Annotated in this window: 1 protein-coding gene and 1 pseudogene; both read left to right on the plus strand. The window is 72.0% G+C overall.

The window, feature by feature from the left end; all coding sequences use genetic code 11:
• Positions 1 to 120 precede the first annotated feature (120 nt).
• Positions 121 to 1,077, plus strand: a pseudogene (locus ACTS11_RS13510) (NAD(P)-dependent oxidoreductase); the annotation flags it as partial.
• 8 nt (positions 1,078 to 1,085) lie between these two features.
• A partial coding sequence (mnmH, locus tag ACTS11_RS13515) for a tRNA 2-selenouridine(34) synthase MnmH (protein WP_442640829.1) occupies positions 1,086 to 1,999 on the plus strand: 914 nt, incomplete at its 3' end.

Below are 1,999 nucleotides of genomic sequence, written 5' to 3' on the forward strand. Positions count from 1 at the left end.
AGCGCCCGAGATCGAAGTCGTGGGTCATGTCGCGGGGTCCCTCGGCGGCCGACATCGCGCGGAGGCTAGCATGAAGGCGGCCGCTGCGGGCAAGGCCGTTTCGCGCGCGCACGCAGGCACCATCCGTTTCGCGTGTGGACACCGGCGGGCGCGCTGTTACCTTCTGCCTCCGGTCTGGAACGGAGGGACGAGATGGCGAAACTGGCATTCCTGGGGCTCGGGGTCATGGGCTACCCGATGGCGGGCCACCTGAAGGCGGCGGGCCACGAGGTGACGGTCTACAACCGCACCGCCGCCAAGGCCGAGGCCTGGGCGAAGGAGCATGGCGGCGACCACGCCGCGACGCCGCGCGAGGCGGCGGCGGGCGCGGAGTTCGTCATGGCCTGCGTCGGCAACGACGACGACCTCCGCTCGGTGGTGCTGGGCGCGGACGGCGCGCTTGCCGGAATGGACAAGGGCGCGGTCTTCGTCGATCACACGACGGTCTCCGCCATCGTCACGCGCGAACTGGCGGAGAAGGCCGCCGAGCGGGGCGTGGGCTGGGTCGACGCACCCGTGTCCGGCGGTCAGGCAGGGGCGCAGAACGGGCAACTCGCCATCATGTGCGGGGGCAAGGAGAGCGACTTCGCGGCCGCCGAGCCGGTGATCGCCGCCTATTCCAAGGTGACCGAGCGCTTCGGCGAGGTCGGCGCGGGCCAGATCACCAAGATGGTCAACCAGATCTGCATCGTGGGCGCGATCCAGGCGATCTCGGAGGGGCTCTGGTTCGCGAAGTCCGCGGGCCTCGACGCGAAGAAGGTGGCGAAGCTCGTCTCCCAGGGCGCGGGCGGGTCCTGGCAGCTTGCCAACCGGGCCGACACGATGATGGACAACCATTTCGACCATGGTTTCGCGGTCAACTGGATGCGCAAGGACCTCGGCATCGCGCTCGAGCAGGGCAAGGAGATGGGGCTGTCGCTGCCGGTCACCGCGCTGGTGGACCAGTTCTACGCCGAGGTGCAGCAGATGGGCGGCGGGCGCTGGGACACCTCGAGCCTCATCCAGCGCTTCCGCCGGATGCACGGCGAGGAGGTCTGAGGCCCGAATTGCCCTTCGTCCTGACCGACACGGCCGACCTCGGCAAGGCGGGCTTCGACGCGATCATCGACGTGCGCTCGCCGTCGGAATACGCCGAGGACCACCTGCCGGGCGCGGTCTCCATGCCCGTCCTCTCGGACGCCGAGCGCGCCGAGGTCGGCACGATCTACGTGCAGGACAGCCCGTTCCGCGCGCGCAAGATCGGTGCCGCGCTCGTCGCGCGGAACGCCGCGCGCCATATCGAGGAGCGGCTGATGGGCATGGACGGCGGTTGGCGGCCGCTGGTCTATTGCTGGCGCGGCGGGCAGCGCTCGGGCTCCTTCGCGTCGATCCTGCGCGAGATCGGCTGGCGGGTCGAGACACTCGGCGGCGGCTACCGGACCTGGCGGCGCCTCGTCGTCGCGCGGCTCTACGAGCGGGACCTCGGCTTCCGCGTGATCCGGCTCGACGGCTACACGGGCACGGCGAAGACGCTGCTGCTGGCCGAGGTCGCCAGGGCGGGCGGGCAGGTCATCGACCTCGAGGGGCTGGCGCGGCACCGGGGCTCGATCCTCGGCGACGTCGAGGGTCCGCAGCCCGCGCAGAAGGGGTTCGAGACGGCGCTGGTGCAGGCGCTGGATGCGCTCGACCCGGAGCGGCCGGTGCTGGTCGAGGCCGAGAGCGCGCGGATCGGGACGCTCCGGCTGCCCCCCGCGCTCTGGGTCGCGATGCGCGCGAGCCCGCGGATCGTGGTGGAGGCGCCGGTGGCCGAGCGGGCCCGCTTCCTCGCCGCGGAATACGCGGGCCTCGCGGCGGATGCGCCCGCGCTGACGGCGCGGCTGAACGGGCTCCGCGCGCTTGCGGGCCACGAGACGGTGGACGGCTGGCTCGCCATGCTGGCCGAGGGGCGGCTGGCGGAGCTCTCCGAAGCGCTGGTCACGCA

The sequence above is a fragment of the Roseicyclus sp. genome (genome assembly GCF_052168335.1).
In the GTDB taxonomy this organism is placed as follows: Bacteria; Pseudomonadota; Alphaproteobacteria; order Rhodobacterales; family Rhodobacteraceae; genus Roseibacterium.